14 protein-coding genes are annotated in these 19857 nt (G+C 68.9%); 9 read left to right on the forward strand and 5 right to left on the reverse strand.

The genetic code is table 11. The features are described 5' to 3' along the window. Positions 1–90 precede the first annotated feature (90 nt). Positions 91–1566, forward strand: coding sequence for a TrkH family potassium uptake protein (locus tag ABVN73_RS08040; RefSeq protein WP_353857556.1), 1476 nt, complete (start codon positions 91–93; stop codon positions 1564–1566). Between the two features lie 60 nt (positions 1567–1626). Here the strand turns inward: ABVN73_RS08040 and ABVN73_RS08045 are convergent, their stop codons facing one another. Beyond that, positions 1627–2787: a phosphoserine transaminase gene (locus ABVN73_RS08045; protein WP_353857557.1), complete on the reverse strand. Its 1161-nt coding sequence runs from the start codon at positions 2785–2787 to the stop codon at positions 1627–1629. Between the two features lie 73 nt (positions 2788–2860). Continuing rightward, positions 2861–3997 (reverse strand): sialidase family protein, encoded by a 1137-nt coding sequence (locus ABVN73_RS08050; RefSeq protein ID WP_353857558.1) that lies wholly within the window; start codon positions 3995–3997, stop codon positions 2861–2863. Positions 3998–4134: 137 nt separating this feature from the next. Between ABVN73_RS08050 and ABVN73_RS08055 the strand changes: the two genes are divergently transcribed. Beyond that, positions 4135–5151: a radical SAM/SPASM domain-containing protein gene (locus ABVN73_RS08055; protein WP_353857559.1), complete on the forward strand. Its 1017-nt coding sequence runs from the start codon at positions 4135–4137 to the stop codon at positions 5149–5151. A 51-nt stretch (positions 5152–5202) separates the two neighbouring features. Here the strand turns inward: ABVN73_RS08055 and ABVN73_RS08060 are convergent, their stop codons facing one another. Then, positions 5203–6549: a YihY family inner membrane protein gene (locus tag ABVN73_RS08060; RefSeq protein ID WP_353857560.1), complete on the reverse strand. Its 1347-nt coding sequence runs from the start codon at positions 6547–6549 to the stop codon at positions 5203–5205. A gap of 136 nt (positions 6550–6685) precedes the next feature. Between ABVN73_RS08060 and fabI the strand changes: the two genes are divergently transcribed. The 3 genes from fabI to ABVN73_RS08075 all read left to right on the forward strand — a co-directional run bounded on the left by fabI (position 6686) and on the right by ABVN73_RS08075 (position 9384). After that, positions 6686–7534 carry an enoyl-ACP reductase FabI gene (gene fabI / locus ABVN73_RS08065; RefSeq protein ID WP_353859470.1) on the forward strand — a complete coding sequence of 283 codons (849 nt, stop codon included), beginning with the start codon at positions 6686–6688 and terminating at the stop codon, positions 7532–7534. 174 nt (positions 7535–7708) lie between these two features. Continuing rightward, positions 7709–8785: a chorismate synthase gene (gene aroC / locus ABVN73_RS08070; protein WP_353857561.1), complete on the forward strand. Its 1077-nt coding sequence runs from the start codon at positions 7709–7711 to the stop codon at positions 8783–8785. A gap of 5 nt (positions 8786–8790) precedes the next feature. Beyond that, positions 8791–9384, forward strand: coding sequence for a hypothetical protein (locus ABVN73_RS08075; protein ID WP_353857562.1), 594 nt, complete (start codon positions 8791–8793; stop codon positions 9382–9384). 9 nt (positions 9385–9393) lie between these two features. Here the strand turns inward: ABVN73_RS08075 and ABVN73_RS08080 are convergent, their stop codons facing one another. Then, positions 9394–10488: a response regulator gene (locus ABVN73_RS08080; protein ID WP_353857563.1), complete on the reverse strand. Its 1095-nt coding sequence runs from the start codon at positions 10486–10488 to the stop codon at positions 9394–9396. Between the two features lie 215 nt (positions 10489–10703). On the opposite strand from ABVN73_RS08080, the gene ABVN73_RS08085 reads away from it, so the two are divergent. Both ABVN73_RS08085 and sppA read left to right on the forward strand, forming a co-directional pair. Continuing rightward, positions 10704–11276 carry a peroxidase-related enzyme gene (locus tag ABVN73_RS08085; RefSeq protein WP_353857564.1) on the forward strand — a complete coding sequence of 191 codons (573 nt, stop codon included), beginning with the start codon at positions 10704–10706 and terminating at the stop codon, positions 11274–11276. A 56-nt stretch (positions 11277–11332) separates the two neighbouring features. Continuing rightward, entirely contained in the window at positions 11333–13084 is a 1752-nt protein-coding gene (gene sppA / locus ABVN73_RS08090; RefSeq protein WP_353857565.1) for a signal peptide peptidase SppA, read from the forward strand. A gap of 129 nt (positions 13085–13213) precedes the next feature. On the opposite strand, the gene ABVN73_RS08095 is transcribed toward sppA, so the two are convergent. Continuing rightward, positions 13214–13459 (reverse strand): hypothetical protein, encoded by a 246-nt coding sequence (locus ABVN73_RS08095; protein WP_149163289.1) that lies wholly within the window; start codon positions 13457–13459, stop codon positions 13214–13216. 644 nt (positions 13460–14103) lie between these two features. Here ABVN73_RS08095 and ABVN73_RS08100 point away from each other — a divergent pair. After that, positions 14104–17163, forward strand: a complete 3060-nt coding sequence (locus ABVN73_RS08100; protein ID WP_353857566.1) for a chemotaxis protein CheB — start codon at positions 14104–14106, stop codon at positions 17161–17163. Next, the gene (locus ABVN73_RS08105; protein WP_353857567.1) at positions 17160–19706 is read left to right on the forward strand and encodes a PAS domain S-box protein; all 2547 of its coding nucleotides are present in this window, start codon (positions 17160–17162) and stop codon (positions 19704–19706) included. The genes ABVN73_RS08100 and ABVN73_RS08105 overlap by 4 nt, the downstream gene beginning before the upstream one ends. Positions 19707–19857: the final 151 nt, after the last annotated feature.

The following is a 19857-nucleotide window of genomic DNA, read 5'->3' on the forward strand; positions in this document are numbered from 1 at the left end:
ACAGCACCCGCCCCTTTGGATAATCAGCGCATCACATCGGCAAAAGACGGGGCGCCGCAACCGGCCCCCGCGGCGACGAAGGGCACAGCCTTGGGCAATGGCGTCGGCAATGGGATCGCGCTGGGACCGGTCTTCCACATCATCGGCATCCTTCTGACCATCCTGGGGCTGGGCATGCTGGTGCCGGCGCTGGCCGACGCCGCGGCGGGCAACAGCGACTGGACGGCCTTCGTCGGGTCCAGCGCGGCGACGCTGGCGGTCAGCGGCGGCATGGTGCTGGCGACGTCGAGCAAGGAGCACACGCGCTTCACCGTGAAGCAGCATTTCCTGCTGACGACGCTGTCCTGGTGCGTGCTGGCGGCCTTCGGCGCCCTGCCCTTCATGATCTCCGCCGCGCGCCTGTCCTTCACCGACGCCTATTACGAAGCGATGTCGGGCCTCTCCACCACCGGGGGCACGGTCATCGTCGGGCTGGACAACGCCCCGCCGGGGGTCCTTCTGTGGCGGTCGCTGCTGAACTGGTTCGGCGGGGTCGGCATCATCGTCATGGCGATCGCCGTGCTGCCCATCCTGCGGGTCGGCGGCATGCAGCTGTTCCGCACCGAATCCTCCGACAAGGGCGACAAGCCCTTCGCCACGGTGCAGGACACCGCCGGGGCCATCGCCATGACCTATCTGGCGCTGACCGTCCTGTCGGCGGTGGCCTACCATCTGGCCGGCATGACGTGGTTCGACGCGATCAACCACGCCATGGCCTCCATCGCCACCGGCGGCTTCTCGACCAAGGACGCCTCGCTCGGCTGGTTCGATTCCCACGCGGTGCTGTGGGTGGCGACCGTTTCGATGATCAGCGGGGCCTTGCCGCTGACCTGGTACATCCGCCTGCTGCGCGGCCAGCGCAACGCGCCGGTCTTCGGCGACAGCCAAGTGAACGCGCTGCTGGCGATCCTGCTGGTGGCCGGTGTCGCCATGACGGTGTGGGCCTTCACGGTGGTCGGCCTGCCCTTCTGGGACGCGCTCAGCCATTCGGCGGTGAACGTCACCTCGATCATCACCGGAACCGGCTTCGTCTCGACGGATTATTCGACCTGGGGCAGCTTCGCCATCGTCGCCTTCTTCTTTTTCTACTTCATCGGCGGCTGCACGGGGTCGACGGCGGGCTCCATCAAGGTCTTCCGCTGGCAGGTGCTGGCCCTGTCGATGCTGAACCAGATGCAGCGGATGCTGAAGCCGAACCGCGTGCTGGTCCCGCTCTACCAGGGCAAGGTGCTGGACGAGGATGTGGTCGGCTCGGTCATCAACCTCGCCTTCGCCTTCATGGCGGCCTTCGGCATCCTGTCGCTCCTGGTCGCCGCCATGGGCGTGGACTACCTGAGCGCGGCCAGCGCCGTCGCCTCCGCGCTCGCCAACGCCGGGCCGGGGCTGGGGCCGGTGGTCGGCCCGGCGGGCACCATGGCCCCCCTGCCCGACGCCGCGAAGTGGGTGCTGAGCTTCGCCATGCTGCTGGGCCGGCTGGAGGTCTTCACCGTGCTCGTGCTGATCCTGCCGAGCTTCTGGCGGGATTGAGCGGGCCATGAAAAAGGCCGCGCCCGAATGGCGCGGCCTTCCTTTGCGGCCCTGTACGACTCAGCGCCCGAAAGTCTCCGCCTTGACCGTGGCGAAGGCCCAGTCGAGCCAGGGCAGGACCGCCTCCATGTCCTCGTTCTCCACCGTGGCGCCGCCCCAAAGCCGCAGGCCCGGAGGGGCGTCGCGGTAGGAGCCGGCGTCGAAGGCGGCCTCCTCCTTCTCCAGAAGGGCGGCGAGCTTCTTGGCGAAGTCCGCCTGGGCCTCCGGCGTCAGGGCGGTCACCTCGGGGTCGGTGAAGCGCAGGCAGATCGACGTGCAGGAGCGCGTCGCCGGATCGTCCGCCAGGAAGCCGGCCCAGGTCGAGGCCGCCACCCATTCCGAGACGATGCGCAGGTTCTGCTCCGACCGGCGGATGAGCTGGGTCAGGCCGCCGACGGACAGCGACCAGCGCAGCCCGTCGATGGCGTCCTCCACGCAGAGCATGGACGGCGTGTTGATGGTGTCGCCGACGAAGACGCCCTCGATCAGCTTTCCACCGCTGGTCAGGCGGAAGATCTTGGGCAGCGGGCGGTCGGGCTGGAAGCTCTCCAGCCGCGCCACGGCGCGCGGGCTGAGCACCAGCATGCCGTGCGCGGCCTCGCCGCCCAGCACCTTCTGCCAGGACCAGGTGGCGACGTCGATCTTGCTCCAAGGGATGTCCATGGCGAAGGCGGCGGAGGTCGCGTCGCAGATCGACAGACCTTCGCGGTCCGCCGGAATCCAGTCGCCGTCCGGCACCCGCACGCCCGACGTCGTGCCGTTCCAGGTGAACACCACGTCGCGGCTGAAATCGGCCTGCGACAGGTCCGGCAGCGCGCCGTAGGGCGCCTGGATGGTCCGCACGTCGGACAGGCGGAGCTGCTTGGTTACGTCGGTCACCCACTCCTTGCCGAAGCTCTCCCAGGCCATCATGTCGACGCCGCGCGGCCCCAGCAGGTTCCACAGCGCCATCTCCACCGCCCCGGTGTCGGAGGCCGGGACGATGCCGATGCGGTAGTCGCCGGGAATGCCCAGCACGGCGCGCGTCAGGTCGATGACCTCCTTGAGCTTCGCCTTGCCCGGCTTCGAGCGGTGGGAGCGGCCGAGCAGCGCGCCGTCCAGGGCGTCCAGCGACCAGCCGGGCCGCTTGGCGCAGGGGCCGGAGGAAAACAGCGGGTTCGACGGCCGGCGGGCGGGCTTCATGGACACTCTACTCCCCGGAACATGGGATTGCGGTATGGCCGGGGACGATAGGAGGTGCGCGGAGGCCCGTCAATCAGCCGCTCACGCGCAGCAGCGTCGCCTGGATGTGCCGCGTGCCCGCCGCGTCGCAGATGTAGTAGCAGACCGCCACCCGCCCGTCCGCCAGCACGGTCGCCCAGGGATAGCCGACGTCGGGCGACGGGGCGTCGGCGCGGATGATGATCTCCGGCGCGCTTTCCAGCGTCTCCCGCCGGCAGTCCCAGACGCGGGCGCGCACGCCGTAGGGCCGGTGGCGGTAGCCGTAGACGACGAGCAGCCGCCCGTCCGGCAGCGGGCAGGCGTCGTAGGGATGCCCGACGACCGCGCTTTCCATCCAGGGCGCCCAGCTTTCCCCCTGATCGTGGGAGACGGAGGTGGCGAGGCGGTCGCCCAGCCCGGTGGTGCGGTGGAAGGCGACCAGCTGCCCGTCCGCGGTCAGGTGCAGGGCGGTCTCACAGAAGCCGGCCCGCCCCGCCGGATCGCGCGCGATGGTGCTGCGCAGAGCCCAGCTTTCCCCCCGGTCGCGGGAGGCGAACAGATAGCTCGTGTAGGGGCCGCCCGTGTAGGTCGCCATCAGCAGCGTGCCGTCCGGCGTCTCCACCGCCCGCCCGCGCACGGCGCCGCCCAGCATCGGGCGCAGGCCGGGCAGGATCGGCCCCTGGTCCGGCAGTTCCGGCAGGTAGCGGTGGGCCGACCAGTGCCGCCCGCCGTCGTCGCTGACCCGGGTGCTGCCGCCCCAGAACAGGAAGAAGGTGCCCGACGTCTCGGCGTTGCCCAGCAGATGGACGCCCTTCTCGCGCAGCCGCAGGCCGTGGCGCGCCGACATCGGGTACCAGCCGAAGCTGCCCAGGACGATCCGCCCCGAGCGCAGGACCAGCAGGTTGGGGTCCTGGTCGCCCGCCTCCGGGTCGGTCGGCAGCGTCTGCGGCGGGCCCTCCGGCTCGAAATCCGGGGTGAAGCGCTGAATGGCGAGGTGGGAACGCGAGTCCACATGGTCGACGCTGGTGAAGTCGCCGTTGCCCTCCGCCGGCTCGCCGTGCAGCCAGCGGTGGTCGCGGGCGCGCCGGAAGGCCACCAGCACCCGCCCGTCGGCCAGAGTCGCCGCGGAGGGGAAGGACGCGTAGAAGCGACGGTCGCTGTAGACGATGCGATGGGAAAGATTGTCGAGCATGCCCCTGGAATCCACCTTGCGCCCGCGGCATTGGGGACGGCCGGCCAATGTCCGGTTGCCGGAATGAAGGATTCCTTTACGGTGCGCGTGATCCCTTGCTAGTCACACGCTTTCCGCAGCCCTGCCCGGCGAAGGTCATGACCGAAGTGAGCACCGAAGCGGCCGCCCCCGCGAACATTCCCTACGGCCGTCACCGCGACCGCAACGACCTGTCGCGGGTGCTGCCGCTGACCACGCCCTTCTCGCTGCTGATCGACCCGTCGAACGGCTGCAATTTCCGCTGCGTCTTCTGCGCCACCGGAAATCCGGAGTTGCTGAAGGAGGTCGGACGGCCGCGCGGCGCCATGAAGTTCGACCTGTTCCGCAAGATCGCCGACGACATCGCCGAATTCGACGCGCCGATCAAATCCGTCCATCTCTACAAGGACGGCGAGCCGCTGGTGAACACGCGGATCGAACACATGGTCCATCTTCTGAAAGCGCGCGGTCTCGCCCGTCATGTCGAGATGACCAGCAACGGCTCCCTGCTGACGCCGGAACGGGCGGACGCCCTGCTGGCCGCCGGGCTGGACGCCATGCGCATCTCCGTCTACGGCGCCAGCGACGCCATGTACAAGCGCGTCACCCGGCGCTTCGACCGCTTCCAGACCATCGTCGACAATGTGGCCTATCTTCACCGCCGCAAGACGGAGCTGGGGCGCGACTTCCACCTGCACTGCAAGATCATCAACGTGGAGTTGACCGAGGAGGAGCGGCAGAGCTTCATCGACACCTTCACACCGATCGCCGACAGCCTGTTCGTCCACCCCCTGCACGGCGAGGCGCTGGCCGAGGAGAGCGCCTTCGCCGCCGCTCCGGACACCGCCCGCAAGGTCTGCTCGGAACCCTTCCTCAAGCTGGCCATCAACTTCAACGGCGAGGTGTCGGTCTGCTGCGCCGACTGGAGCATGGGAACCATCGTCGGCAACGTCGCCGAGGAATCGCTGCGCGACATCTGGAACGGCGAGCGGCTGCGCGATTTCCGGCTGAAGCATCTGGAGGGACGGCGCGACGAGATCGACGCCTGCCGCGGCTGCTCCTACGTCAAGACCCTGCCCGCCGACAACAATCTGGACGGCGTCGCCGCCGATCTCATCGCCAAATACCGGGTGTAGCGGGCCTTTGGCAGCACGGCCGCCCCCAAGGGGCGCTGTCCAGGGCGGCGTTTAGGGCCAGCGCTTCGCGCGAAGCGGCACCGCGCCGGAGCCCTCCCCCGTAGCCGCCCCGGAATCCGGCGCCTCCGGCCCGCGGGTCTCGGAATCGAGCGCTTCCGGCTCCGGAAGCCGGTCGGACAGCAGGTCCTTGATCGGCACCCCCAGGATCGCCTCCTGGTCCCGCTCCGCCTGCTCCAGCAAATGGGCCGTGCGGTCCTGCCAGGGCAGTTCCAACCCGCCCAGCCCGCGGACGGAGCCGCGCAGCCCGATGCCCAGCGCCTTCATCAGGTCGTAGAGCGTGGCCTCGCTGAGGTCGCGGGTGACGACCCAGGCGTTGTGCGTGGTGTGGGCCACCCAATGGGCGTCGCGAAGCTGCTCCAGGATGCCGTCGATCAGCACCGTCCCCACCGGCACGCGCCCGACCAGCGTCCGCCGCCGCAGGCCGACGCCGAGCCGCGTGCCCTCCAGAAGCTCGTGCAGGACGGCCAGCGCCAGCCCCAGCCGCTGGGCGGGCAGCAGCCCTTCCGGACCGCCGCGGGTGATCTTGCCGGCCCGCCATTCGGGCAGCGAGGCGGTGATGACCGCGCCGAACAGCACGGTGGACCAGGCGATGTAGAGCCAGAACAGGAAGATCGGCACGGTCGCCAAAGCGCCGTAGATGGTCTGGTAGGCCGGAAACTCCTTCATGTACATGGCGAAGCCGGCCTTGGACGTCTCCAGCAGCAGCGAGGCGACCGCCCCGCCGCAGGCGGCGTCCATCCAGCCGACGTCCCGGTTCGGGATGATGACGTAGAGCAGCGTGCAACCGACGAGTTGCAGCATGAAGGGCAGGATCGCCCCGATCCCCACCAGCGGGTCGGCGAAGCCCTCCAGATGGGCGAACTGCAGCACCGCCCACAGGGTGCTGGACAGCGAGAGGCTGGCGCCGGCGAACAGCGGGCTCAGCGACACCACCGCCCAGAAGGACAGGATGCGGGTGACGTAGGAGCGCGGCTCGCGCACCCGCCAGACGGTGGCGAAGGACCCTTCGATGGTCCAGATCAGCAGGACGGCGGAAATCGCCAGCCCGATGATGCCGAACACCGGCATCTGCCCGGCGTTGGCCATGAAGGCCGCCAAGTACTGAAGGATGGCGTCGCTGTTCTCCGGCACGAGATTCTTGAACAGCAGCGTCTGGATGCGCGATTGCAGCGCGTTGAAGGCGGGAAAGGCGGAAAAGATCGCGAAGCCGATGGTCATCAGCGGCACCAGCGCCAGCAGCGAGGTGTAAGTCAGCGAGGCCGCGGTCTGGAAACAATTGTCATTGTAGAAGCGCAGGGACGAATAGGCGATGAAGCCGCCGATTTCCCGAACGCGCACAAAGGGGTTCCAGCCCCCTTTCGACGTGCCTTCGGTTTCAGCCACAGGATGCCTCCCGCCTTGGTTTGACCGGGCCGGCCTTTCGTGTAGGATGCGGCCCACTTTTCAAAGCATACTCTGGATGCACGAGGTACGGATGTCCAACCCGAAGCCGCTCATGGACGGCAAGCGCGGCCTGATCATGGGCGTGGCGAACGATCGGTCGATCGCCTGGGGAATTGCCTCCACGCTGGCGCAGCACGGCGCCGAGCTGGCCTTCACCTACCAGGGCGACGCGCTGCTGAAGCGCGTGAAGCCGCTGGCCGAGCAGGTGAAGGCCCCGCTGCTGCTGCCCTGCGACGTCACCGACGAGGCCAGCGTCGACGCGACCTTCGCCGCCATCGAGAAGGAATGGGGCAAGCTGGACTTCCTGGTTCATGCGATCGCTTTTTCCGACAAGAACGAGCTGGACGGCCTCTATCTCGACACGACGCGGGCCAACTTCCTGCGCACCATGGACATCTCCTGCTACTCCTTCACCGCGGTGGCGCAGCGCGCCGTTCCGCTGATGAAGGACGGCGGCAGCCTCCTCACCCTCTCCTACTACGGCGCCGAGCGCGTGATGCCCCACTACAACGTGATGGGTGTCGCCAAGGCCGCGCTGGAGGCGAGCGTGCGTTACCTGGCCGTCGATTTGGGCGGTCGGAACATCCGCGTCAATGCCATCTCCGCCGGTCCGATCAAGACGCTGGCCGCCAGCGGCATCGGTGATTTCCGCTACATCCTGAAGTGGAACGAGCTGAACGCCCCGCTGAAGCGCAACGTCACCATCGGCGAGGTCGGCGGCGCCGGCCTGTTCCTGCTGAGCGACCTCGGCACCGGCGTGACCGGCGAGGTCATGCACGTCGACTCCGGCTACCACACCGTCGGCATGGTCGCGGTGGACGCCGCGGCCGAGGTGTCGCAGCTCCTGGGATCGCTGGGCGGCACCGGCAAGTCCGAGTGACGGCTTGGCGGGCGCCTTCGGCTTCGTCCAGGGCGCCCGCCGGCACGCCCGTCATCCTTCGCTGACATCACCGATTTTCGACCCTCATGCTTGACGCGCTGGCGGAAACGCCGCAAGAAACGCGCTCCACCGCACGTCGTGCGGACAGATCGTGTCGCATCGGGAGTCCTCGCCATGGCCGGCAACAGCTTCGGAACGCTTTTCCGTTTCACCACCTGGGGCGAGAGCCATGGGCCGGCGATCGGCGTGGTGGTGGACGGCTGCCCGTCGCTGCTCTCCCTGACCGAGGCGGACATCCAGCCCTGGCTCGACAAGCGCCGCCCCGGCCAGTCGCGCTACACCACCCAGCGCCAGGAGCCGGATCAGGTCAAGATCCTGTCCGGCGTCTTCGAAGGCCAGACCACCGGAACGCCGCTGTCGCTGCTGATCGAGAACACCGACCAGCGCTCCAAGGACTACAGCGAGATCGCCGCCAAGTTCCGGCCCGGCCACGCCGACTACACCTACTGGAAAAAATACGGCATCCGTGATTACCGCGGCGGCGGGCGCTCCTCGGCGCGCGAGACGGCCTGCCGGGTGGCGGCGGGTGCCGTGGCGCGCAAGGTGCTGGGCGACGGCGTGACCGTCCGCGGCGCGCTGGTGCAGATCGGCCCGCACAAGGTGGACCGCAGCCGCTGGGACTGGGCGGAGGTCGACAACAACCCCTTCTTCTGCCCCGACCCGCAGGCCGCCGCCGACTGGGCCGACTATCTGGACGGCATCCGCAAGAGCGGCTCCTCCATCGGTGCCGTGGTGGAGGTCGTGGCCTCCGGCCTGCCCGCCGGGCTCGGCGACCCGCTCTACGACAAGCTGGACGGCGATCTCGCCCGCGCCATGATGACGATCAACGCCGTCAAGGGCGTGGAGATCGGCAACGGCTTCGAGGCCGCCACCCTCACCGGCGAGCAGAACGCCGACGAGATGCGCGCCGGACCCGACGGCGAGCCGGAATTCCGGTCCAACCAGGCCGGCGGCATCCTCGGCGGCATCTCCACCGGGCAGGACATCGTGGTGCGATTCGCGGTGAAGCCGACCAGTTCCATCCTCACCCCGCGCCAGACGGTCGATCTGCAGGGCAAGGACACCGACATCCTGACCAAGGGCCGCCACGACCCCTGCGTGGGCATCCGCGCCGTCCCGGTCGGCGAGGCGATGATGGCCTGCGTGCTGGCCGATCATCTGCTGCGCCACCGCGCCTACGCGCGGGGCTGAGGCCGATGCGGGGACCGGAACGCGGAACGGGGGCGTGGCGTGGCGGCGTGATCGCCGGGCTTCTGGTCCTCGCCGCCCTTCCCGCCGCCGCCCAGACCCAAGCCCAGACCCAGCCCCAGACCCAGCCCCCCGCCTACCGCGAGCATGCCGAGACCTTCAAGGACTGGCGCCTCTACTGCCAGGTCTGGAGCGAGCCGCGCCGCGTCGAGTGCGAGCTGCTGTCACGCCCCGGCAGCGACCGGCGGTCCCGCCTCGTCTGGCTGCGCTCCAGCGAGCGCTGGTTGGAGGGCATGCGCTTCCGGCTGGACGAGCGGACGATGGACCTGTCCAAGATCGTCCGCGTCTGGGTGGACCGGGCGCTGTTCCGCCCCGAATACCCGTGCGAACGCTTCGAGTGGGAAACCAACACCTGCGCGGTGCTCGACCCGGCGACCAACGCCAAGCTGGTCGAGCGGCTGACTCCCGGCAAGGAGGTCTCCGCCGTCGGCTCCGCCCCGGCGGGCGGCAAGGCCGAGGTGCGCTTCTCCCTGACCGGCTTCAAGCCGGCGCTGGAGCGCATGGAGGACATCCGCCGCGAGGCCGGCGTCCGCTGGAAGTAGAACAGGCGCTCAGGCCGGATCGCCCTCGCCATCCGGCTTGGCGTATTTCTTCTTGGCGCGGTCCAGCGAGGCGAGGAGCTGCTGGCCGGTCGCCCCGCCGTCGCCGCTGATCCGCCCGGCCATCACCGCCTTGATGGCGTCCACATGGGCCTTCAGCAGCAGGCGCTCGTTGCCGGTGACGGCGGGAAAGCCGCCCTGCGTCGCCTCGTAGAGCGACTTGGCGATGCGGGTGATCAGCGGATAGCCGAAGATGCCGCCCTGCCCGCGCATCTCGTGGGCGGAGCGGTTGATCTGCGCCATCAGCGCCGGAACCACGGCGGCCTCCGTCCCCAGCCGGTCGACGCGGCGGGCCAGCTCGTCCACCTCCCCGGCGATCCAGGTGGCGTAATCGCCGGCCCTGTTCTGGATTTCCGCCTCCGCCGCCGCCAGGACCTCGTCGGGCAGCGTCGGCACCGGGTCCTTCGGCGCGATGCCCATCTTGGCGCCCAGACGGTTGGGCAGATCGAAATGGACGACCGGAAAGCGGTCGATTCCCACCGCCTTGGACGCGCTGTGCACAACCAGGACCTCCCGCGGGCCGGTCATCCGGCAGTCCATCGCCACCGGCCGCTGCATCCGCCGCCGGTCCGGCCCGAAATAGCCCTTGGCGAGCACGAAGCGCCGCGGCCGGGCGATGGCCGCCAGCAGGCGGCCGGCGATAATGGCCGCGGAAAAAGGCTTGGCGATGAAGTCGGTGGCGCCCAGGTCGCGTGCCTGCTCCACATAATGGCGGTCGGCGGCGCCGGACAGCATCAGCACGGGCAGGAAACGGTCCGGCGACCGCGGGCTGCAGCGCAGCCAGCGCAGCAGCATCAGCCCATCCACCTCCGGCATCACCAGATCCGAGAGGATCACGTCCACCGGCGTCGTGCCGGGCGGCAGGGCGGCGCGACGCTCCTCGAGGAAGCGGATGGCCTCCGCCCCGCCGGGCTCGGCGTGCACCGCGCCGACCCCGATGGTGCGCAGCGTGGCGGTCAGCACGTTGCGGATGAAGGCGCTGTCCTCGACCACCAGAACCGAGAGGAGGCCAAGCCTGGGCGCGCCCCTGCCGCCCGGATCGTTCATCGCTGGAACCACTGCGTTGCAACCGGTCAAGTCTTCGCACGGGTGACGACGCTTGGCGAGAGGCAACGCACGAAAGGCTGGGTTGCATCTCCCCGGCGAGGCGCCATGCCGCCTGACCGGAGGTGGGGCTTTGCGAAGGGCCGCCGCCCGGCTACCCTGTCGGCCAAAACAGCACCGGCCGCAACGACGCCAACACACCGGAGGACACCACCGCGATGCCGCAGCCCGATCACATCATGGCCCTGCCCGTTCCCGAGACGCCCGACCTTGACCCGGAGATGGCGTCGCTCTTCGCCAAGTGCGAGGAGAAGCTGGGCTTCGTCCCCAACGTGCTGCGCGCCTACAGCCTGCGCCCGAAGAAACTGCGCACCTTCGCCCAGCTCTACAACGAGCTGATGGTCGGCGAGAGCGGCCTGTCCAAGCTGGAGCGCGAGATGATCGCGGTGGTCGTGTCGTCGGCCAACCATTGCTACTACTGTCTCGTCGCCCATGGCCAGGCGGTGCGCAGGCTGTCCGGTGATCCGGAACTGGGCGAGATGCTCGCCTTCAACTACCGCGCCGCCAAGCTGGAGCCGCGCCAGCGCGCCATGCTCGATTTCGCGTGGAAGCTGACCAAGGAGCCCTGGACCATGGGCGAGCCGGACCGGCAGGCGCTGCGTGACGCCGGCTTCGGCGACGCGGAGATCTTCGACATCGCCGACACCGCCGGCTTCTACAACATGTCGAACCGCGTCGCCTCGGCGGTGGACATGATGCCGAACCGCGATTACCACAAGCAGGACCGCTAAACGCTGGCCACCAGACGCTGGGCCGCCGACGCCGCGCAACCACCGGAGCCCCCCGGATGCTGAGGTTCTTTGTCCGCCTGTTCGCCCTCATTGGCTTCCTCGTGGTGGCCGCCGTGGTCACCGGGGTCGTCCTGGCGGTCCGGCACGAGCCCTCCCTGCCCGACACCGTGGTGCTGGAGCTGGATCTCCGCGACCCTCTGGCGGAAGGCAGCGTCGACCGGCTGGGCAGCTTCCTCGGCCATGAGACGACTTTCCAGGAGGTGCTCGATGCGCTGGAGCGTGGGCGCACCGACCCGCGGGTGAAGGGCGTGCTCGCCCGCTTCGGCGGCGACGGCGCCAGCTATGCCCAGGTGCAGGAGCTGAGGGCGGCGGTGGAGCGGTTCCGCGCGTCGGGCCGCTTCGCCATCGCCTTCGCCGAATCCTACGGCGACACCGGGGCGGGCAACCGCTCCTACCTGCTGGCCAGCGCCTTCGACGAGGTGTGGATGCAGCCGCTGGGCCTGCTCGGCCTGACCGGCCTGTCCGCCCAGATCCCCTTCGCCCGCGGTGCCTTGGACAAGCTGGACATCCAGCCGCAGGTGTTCCAGCGCGAGGAGTACAAGAGCCTCGCCGACAGCGTCATGCGGACCGACTTCACCCCCGCCCACCGCGAGATGATGGAGTCGCTGCTCGGCGATCTGACCAACCAGATCGTCGACGGGGTGGCGGTGAGCCGCCGCCTTCCCGCCGCCGCCGTCAAGGCGGCGATGGACCGCGCGCCCCTGATCGACCGCGAGGCGGTGGACGCCAAGCTGGTCGACCGGCTGGGCTACGCCGACGAGGCGCGGGAGGAGGCGCTGCGCCGCGCCGGGGCCGCCCCCGGCGCCGACACCATGGAGGCGGCGGACTATCTGGGCATCGCCGGCCCGCCCAACCGCAGCGGCCCGACCATCGCGCTGATCCACGCCACCGGCACCATCACCGGCGGCGACAGCGGCAAGCCCGGCCTGGGCGAGGTCACCGCCGGGTCGGAGACGATCGTGTCGGCCATCGAGGACGCGGTGGACGATCCCGACGTCAAGGCCATCCTGTTCCGCATCGACAGCGGCGGCGGCAGCGTGACCGCCTCCGAAACGATCCGCCGCGCCCTGGTCAAGGCCCGCCAGTCGGGCAAGCCGGTGATCGCCACCATGGGCGGGACGGCGGCGTCCGGCGGCTATTGGATCGCGCTGGCCGCCGACCGCATCGTGGCGTCGCCCGCAACCGTGACCGGCTCCATCGGCGTGGTCGCCGGCAAGATGTCGGTCGCCGGCCTGTCGGAGCGGCTGGGCGTGCATTGGGGCGTCCTCGACACCGCGCCGAACGCCGGCCTGTGGTCGCCCTTCCGCCCCTTCGGCCCTTCCGGGGAGGAGCGGCTGAACGCCATCATCGACAGCAGCTACTCCACCTTCCTGTCCCGGGTGGCGGAGGCGCGGCACCTCACCCCCGAACAGGCGCGGAACGCCGCCAAGGGCCGCGTGTGGACTGGCGCCCAGGCCAAGGACCTCGGCCTGATCGACGAACTGGGCGGAGTCGCCACCGCGCTGACGCTCGCCAAGCAGGCGGCGAAGCTGGCGCCGGACGATCCGGTCACCGTGACCGGCTACCCCCGCCCGAAGCCGCTGATCCGGGAAATCCTCGACCTGGCCTCGGGCAAGGGCGATCTGGTGGAGGCCGTGGCGGTGCTGGCCGGGCTTCGGCCGGCGCTGGCCGAACTGGCGCCGCTGGTCAGGGCGGCCCGCAGCGGCGCGGTGGAGGCGCGCATGCCGCCGCTGGGCATCGAACGGTAGAACCGTCGGCGTGAATCACGGCGGATAAAAGTCAGGCCGGCGGGACAACCGCCGGCCTGCAGAAGAGTGGCTGCGTTGCGTCGTGACGGTTGCGCCCCCTCAAAAAGGGCCTCGTCAAAAAGGACGCCGTCAATGGCGCGTCGCAAGCCCCGCCGAACAGAGCATCATCAGCGAACCGGCGCTGGTCCGATTCTCACTTTCCAAGTAACTCTGAAATCCCGGTGAACAAACCAACCGCGCAATTTCGTCCTTCGAGAAGACCGGCAGGAAGGGATTGTTCGACAGCTCCTCGTAAGCAGCCCTGGCCACTACTCTCAGGCTAAGCGGAATCGCCGCGATATATCGGTCGAGAGCACATTCGTCCTCGCGCTCCATCTGGCGCACTCCTTTCCTACGTTTCTCATGATTAGTGGCTACGGATTAAAGATTGCGCAAAGTGCCAATCGCGTAAAGTGACATAAGCGAACGGGGCAACAGATCCTGCACAGTGTTGTGCCCGTATCACATCATACGTTTTGGGTAAGCTGTGCGCTGGTGGCAAATCCCATCGATTTTTATCTTTCTCCCCCGCCACCAAGCGCGGTCGATGGAAAAAGGAACGGGGCGCCATGACGCCATGAATTCACGCAATTGATCTCAGGACATTGAAAAGGATCGAATATGGAAAACCACGGCACATTCGAAAGTCTCATCCCGCCGATGCCGCAAAGCCGAATTCGAATCCCGGCAAGTGCATTGCCGGAGATCCATTGGTCATATGCGAAACGTTCAAGACGGCGTGCGGCCCACGGCACGCCTGGACTTCGGAACGACGATGCGGCGCGCCCCTTCAAGGGGTGGATTGTCCGGATTGACTGGCCTGGGCGCTTCCTATATAGCCGCTAGACCCTTCGCCGTTTCAAAACCGCCGGCGCGTACGGAAAAGGAAAGGCGCCGCGCGAGGGAGGGTTTGAATGTCACGGTCAGGCGGCAAATAATTCAATAGACCGTCCTTTACTCCCGCAGACCCGAAGTGCTCCGTGGAACCAGAAGACAACGATCACCCCATCACCGACGCCCCCACGCCGCCCGACGAGGGTGAGGAAACGGTCTCCGTCTATGGTCCCTATCCGGAAGGACGGGACCGGGTCTGCTGCATCGTCGGCATCGGCGCCTCGGCCGGCGGCCTGGAAGCGCTCCAGCGCTTCTTCGACAACGTGCCGGGGGAAAGCGACCTCGCCTATGTGGTGGTCCAGCATCTGTCGCCGGTCCACAAGAGCCTGATGGTCGATCTGCTGGCCAAGCACACCGCCATGTCGGTGGTGCAGGCCGCCGACGGCATGACGGTGGAGCGCAACACCGTCTATCTGCTGCCCCCCGCCAAGCACCTGTCCATCGAGGACGGGCGGCTGATCCTGACCGCCAAGGACGCCGCCGGGGGCATGAGCCTGCCCATCGACATCTTCTTCACCGCCCTGGCGAAGGACCAGGGGCCGCGGGCGCTCGGCGTGGTGCTGTCCGGCACCGGGTCGGACGGCACGCGCGGCCTGCTGGCGATCAAGTCCGCGGGCGGCTTCGCCGCGGCGCAGGACCCTGAATCGGCGCAGTTCGACGGCATGCCGCGCAGCGCCATCGCCACCGGACAGGTGGACGTCGTGAAAACCGCGGACAAGCTGCCGGCCTGCCTGATCGAGCACGCCGGCCGGGTGCTGTCCCGCAACCTGCCCGTTCCGGCCAAGCCGCAGGACCGCGACAACGACCCGCTGGCGCAGATCGTGGCGGCGATCCGCTCGGTCACCGGCGTGGATTTCTCGCATTACAAGCTGGCGACCCTGCTGCGCCGCATCGAGCGGCGGATGCACACCGCCGGTCTCGACTCGATGAGCGACTACGCCGCCCTGCTCCGCCGCAACAGCGCCGAGACGGTCAGCCTCTACAAGGAAATGCTGATCGGCGTCACGCGCTTCTTCCGCGACGAGGCCGCGTTCGCCTCGCTCGCCGACAAGGTGATCCCCACCCTGCTGGCCAAGCGCAGCCCCACCGACATGGTGCGCGTGTGGGTCTGCGGCTGCGCCACCGGCGAGGAGGCCTATTCCATCGCCATCCTGTTCGCCGAGGCGCAGGAGCGGATGGGCCGGTCCTTCGACGTCAAGATCTTCGCCACCGACATCGACCAGGACAGCATCGAGATCGCCAGCCTGGGCGAATACCCGCGCTCCATCGCCGAGGACGTGTCGCAGGAGCGGCTGACCCGCTACTTCATCGCGCGCGGCGACCATTATCTGGTGTCGCGCGACATCCGCCGAATGGTGGTCTTCGCCGCCCACAACATCATGCGCGATCCGCCCTTCACCAAGATCGATCTGGTGAGCTGCCGGAACCTGCTGATCTACATGGACTCGCCGCTTCAGCGGAAGGTGCTGAGCCTGTTCCAGTACGCGCTGCGGCAGAGCGGCTTCCTGTTCCTGGGCACCAGCGAGACGCTGGGCGACCTGTCGGCGGAGTTCCACGTGCTGGACAGCCGGAACAAGCTGTTCCAGAGCCTGCGCACCGGAATTCACCGGCTGTCGCGGCTGCTCGTCCCCACCGTCGCCGCCCCGGTGCACCGCCACGGCGACGAGACCATGTCGCAGGCGCAGGAGGAAGGGGCCGCCATCGACGAGGCGATCTCGACCCTGATGCGGGCCTATGTGCCGCCCAGCCTGCTGGTCAACGAGCAGATGAACATCATGCATGTGTTCGGCGAGGCGTCGGCGATCCTGAAGGTGCCGCCGGGCGAGGCCACGCTGAACGCGCTGAAGCTGCTGCCCTCCTCGGTCTCGATGGTGGTGGGAACCGCGCTGACGCGGGCCTTCCGCTCCGGTGAGGAATTCGCCCTGTCGAACATCCCGGTGAAGGACCGCGAGGGGCTTCCCGCCGTCAGCCTGCGCGTGAAGCCCTTCGTCGCCCGCAAGACCGGCCGGCGCTTCGCGCTGATCGTGCTCGACCCCAGCGCGCCGGCGCTGGCCCTGCCGGACAGCGACTTCGACTTCGACACCGACACCGCGGAGCGCATCCGCGGGCTGGAGCAGGAGCTGGTCTCCCGCGGCGAGAATCTCCAAGCCACCATCGAGGAGCTGGAGACCGCCAACGAGGAACTCCAGGCGACCAACGAGGAACTTCTCGCCTCGAACGAGGAGTTGCAGAGCACCAACGAGGAGCTGCAGTCCGTCAACGAGGAGCTGTATTCGGTCAACGCCGAGTATCAGGCGAAGGTGGAGGAGCTGACGGAGGTCACCAACGACCTGGACAACCTGCTGCGCTCGACCGAGATCGGCACGGTGTTCCTGGACAGCGGCATGGTGATCCGGCGCTTCACCCCGGCGGCGGCCCGCTTCATCAACATCATCCCGCGCGACGTCGGGCGGTCGATCTCGCACCTCTCCACCAACATCGACTACCCGGATTTCCTCAAGGACATCGAACGGGTCTTCCGCGACCACGACCCGGTGGAACGCCACGTCCCGGTGCGCGGCGACCGCTGGATCCAGACGCGGATCCTCCCCTACCTGACCGAGAAGAACCAGGTGGCCGGGGTGGTCGTCACCTTCGTGGACGTCACCGCCGCCAAGGCCGCCGAGCACCGGCTCCAGACGGTGCTGGACAGCCTGCCGGAGCATGTGGCCGTCATCGATTCCGATGGCGCCATCACCATGGTCAACCACGCGTGGCGCAACTTCGGGGAGAGGAACGGCGCCCCGGCTCTGGAACGCTGCGGGCCGGGAACCAATTATCTTGATGTCTGCAACGCCGAGGAAGGAACCGACGGCGAGGACATCGCCCGTGCCGTGAACGACGGGCTGCGCCGGATCCTGTCCGGCGACATCGAGCAGTTCACCATCGAATACCCTTGTCATTCCGACAAGGAGGAGCGCTGGTTCATGATGCACGCCTGCCGTCTGGCCGGATTGTCAGGGGGAGCGGTGGTCAGCCACATCGACATCACCAACCGCAAGATGATGGAACTGCGCGCGAGCGGACGGCACAGCAGCCAGCGCACACAAGCGGGCCAGGGCGTGAAGGACCGGGCGAAGGATTCGGCGTCCGGGGGCGCGGCGTGAACGGCTTCCGCAACGAACGGCTTCGCAAGCGCGCGGAACAGGCCCTCAACTCAGGCGGCTTCGAAGGAGCGGAGGTCTCGGCGACCACGCTCAAGGAAGTCCTGCACGAGCTGTACGTTCATCAGGCTGAGCTGGAGATCCAGAACGAGGAGCTGCGCAGCGCCCAGCAGGCGCTGGAGGCCTCGCGCATCCAGTATCTGCAGCTTTTCCAGTCGGTGCCGCTGGCCTGCTTCACCGTCAACGCGGCGGGCATCATCTGCGAGGCCAACGTCGCCGCGGAGCGGCAGTTCGGCCTGCCGCTCCGCCGGCTGAAGGGCCGTCCGCTGACGCTGATGGTGGAATCGCTGGACCATGGACGGCTGTTCACGGCGCTGGCCCGGCTGCGCGATTCCGGCCAATGGACGCGGCAGGAATACGCCTTCGTCGGCGCCCACAGCGCCATCGACGGGTTGACCGACGCCCGGGTCGTCGAGCTGGAGGCTGGGCCGGACGGCGTCGACAAGGGCGACGTCCTGCTGACCATCACCGACGTGACGGAGCGCAACGCCTGGGTCGGCGAGCTGCAGGACGCCCGCGACGAGGCGGAGCGCACCCGCGCCGCCTATCACCACATCCTTCAGGCGGTGGCCGACGGAATCTGCGGCCTGGACGCGCGCGGCGCCATCACCTTCGTGAACGCGGCGGCCCAGTCGATGACCGGTTTCGGCGCCAGCGAGCTGGTCGGCCGCTCCTTCGCCGCGCTGATCGGCGGCGACGCGGAGGAGGAAGGCCGGCGCGCCCTGACGCTGTCGCTGGCCGATGGGCTGGTCCGGCAGGTGACCGACGGACGCCTGCGCCGCCAGGGCGCCGACGACTTCGTGGCGGAGCTGACCGTGTCCCCGATCCGCCAGAACGGCGCGATCACCGGTGCGGTGGTCGCCTTCCGCGACGTGACCGCCCGCCGTGCCGCGGAACAGGCGCTGGCGGAGAGCGAGCGGCGGCACCGCACGCTGGTCCAGTCGCTGTCCGAAGGGCTGGTGATGCGGTCGGTGGACGGCACGGTGATGGTCGCCAACGCCATGGCGGAGCGGCTGATGACCGGGCCGGCGGCCGTGCTGCTCGATCCCCTGGCCCGCCCCCTCGAAAGCCGCAAGCCGGGCGACCGCGCGGGCCGCGCGGCGCGGCGGCGCTTCATCGGCGCCGACGGCGCCCGCCTGACCGGCCTGCCGCCCACCGCCAAGGCGGTGGGCAGCGGAAAGCCGGTCGTCGAGCAGATCGTCGGCATCGCCGAGGGCGACGAGGCGGCAGCCCCGACCCGCTGGCTGCGCATCTCCAGCCACCCCGTTCCGGGCGCCGACGGACGGCCCGAGGCGGTGGTGTCGAGCGTCACCGACATTTCCGCCATCAAGTCGATGGAGCGCGACCTCAATGTGGCGCTGGACGCCAAGGAGCGCTTCATGGCGGCGGCCAGCCACGACCTGCGCCAGCCGGCACAGGCCCTGACCCTGCTGTCCGGGCTGCTGCTGAAGGAGCCGATCCCGGAGGACGCGCGGCGCATCGCCACGCAGCTGCGCGACACGGTGGCCTCGCTCGGCGGGCTGCTCGATTGCCTGCTGGACATCTCCAAGCTGGAAGCCGGTCTCGTCACCCCCCACAGCGCCCCGGTCGAGGTCGGGACGATCATGGAGCGGCTGCACAACGAGTTCCGGGCGGTCGCCGCATCATCCGGCCTGACGCTGCGCACCGTGCCGGTGCGGCTGGGCGCCTGCACCGACGGCGGCCTGCTGGAGCGCGTGCTGCGCAACCTGCTGACCAACGCCATCCGCTACACGAAGCAGGGCCGCGTGCTGTTCGGCGCGCGGCGGCGCGGCGGCGCCCTGCGGTTCGAGGTGTGGGACACCGGGATCGGCATTCCGGAGAACCAGTTGGACCGCATCTTCCAGGACTTCTACCAGATCGGCAACGCCGCCCGCGACCGGCGGGAAGGGTTGGGCATGGGGCTCAGCATCGCGCGGCGCCTCATCCACATGCTGGGCGGCACCATCGAGGTGACCTCGGCGCCGGGCAAGGGCTCCTGCTTCTCCGTCACCCTGCCGCAGGCGGCGGTTCTCGACCAGCGGCACTGCGGCGATTCGCCGGACGACACCGCCTCGGGAAGCGGCGAGGCGGACGGCGACGCCTCCGTCCTGCTGGTCGAGGACGACGCGGTGATCCGCATGGCTCTGGCCCTGATGCTGGACGGCTGGGGGTACCGCGTGACCGAGGCCGGCTCGGTGGCGGAAGCGCTGGAGCTGGTGGACGGCGCGCTGGCGCCCGACCTCGTGCTGACCGACTACCGCCTGCCGGACGGCGACACCGGGCTGATGCTGATGGACACGCTGCGCCGCCGCTTCGGCCCCGACCTGCCGGGGGTGCTGCTGACCGGCGACACCTCGTCCGACCGGCTGCGCGAAGCCGCCGGCGCCCAATGCGCCCTGCTGCACAAGCCCATCCAGCCCGACGACCTGCGCCGCACTGTGCGCGCCAGCCTGGAGCACCGCGACGTGGAGACGGAGCCAACCTAAAGCGGAATGCCTTCCGCTCCGGACCGCGACGGCGGTCCCGGCCGCGCATGCGGCCGAAGCCCGCCTCTCGCGGGAACATCGTTCCCGCTGGCGGCAGGCGGATGCCATCGGCATCCGCTGAGAGCCGGCACATGAGGCCCTATGAGTCTGA

This window comes from Azospirillum formosense, from assembly GCF_040500525.1.
GTDB lineage: Bacteria > Pseudomonadota > Alphaproteobacteria > Azospirillales > Azospirillaceae > Azospirillum > Azospirillum formosense_A.